The organism is Streptomyces carminius, assembly GCF_002794255.1.
Classification (GTDB): domain Bacteria; phylum Actinomycetota; class Actinomycetes; order Streptomycetales; family Streptomycetaceae; genus Streptomyces; species Streptomyces carminius.
The window spans coordinates 2,617-3,282 of sequence record NZ_PGGW01000055.1 but is presented as its reverse complement, the minus strand read 5'-3'; the positions used below and the strand labels follow the sequence as shown (position 1 = coordinate 3,282).

The following is a 666-nucleotide window of genomic DNA, read 5'->3' as shown; positions in this document are numbered from 1 at the left end:
CTTCGACTGCCCCACGCCCCGGGCGGTGGCCCGTTTCGTGCTGGACGAACTGGCGGGCGGTGCCGCGGAGCAGGCGCCGGTCGCGGCCGCCGTCCGGACGGACGACGATCCGGTCGTGATCGTGGGCATGGCGTGCCGGCTGCCCGGCGGCATCGCCTCCCCCGAGGACCTGTGGAAGCTGCTGGAGGCGGGCGGGGAGGCCCTGTCCGACTTCCCCACGGACCGCGGCTGGGACATCGACGGCATCTACGACCCGGAGCCCGGTCTGCCGGGCAAGACCTACGTCCGCAGGGGCGGCTTCCTGGAGGACGCCGGCGGCTTCGACGCGGCCTTCTTCAGGATCTCTCCGCGCGAGGCGCTGGCGATGGACCCGCAGCACCGGGTGTTCCTGGAGACCTCGTGGGAGGTCTTCGAACGCGCGGGCATCGACCCGACCTCCCTGCACGGCAGCAGGACCGGGGTGTTCGCCGGGGTGATGAACCAGGAATACGGCATGAGCCTCGCCAACTCGGCCGACGACACGGAGGGGTACCAGAGCACCGGGACGGCCGCCAGCGTCGTCTCGGGCCGGGTGTCGTACACGTTCGGGTTCGAGGGTCCGGCGGTGACGGTGGACACCGCGTGCTCGTCGTCACTGGTGGCGCTGCACCTGGCCGTGCAGTCGCT

General features: G+C 72.1%; 1 protein-coding gene. It reads left to right on the top strand.

The window, feature by feature from the left end; translation table 11 throughout:
- Positions 1-666: beta-ketoacyl synthase N-terminal-like domain-containing protein (locus tag CUT44_RS15755; protein WP_146252240.1), on the top strand; the 666-nt coding region annotated here is incomplete at both ends.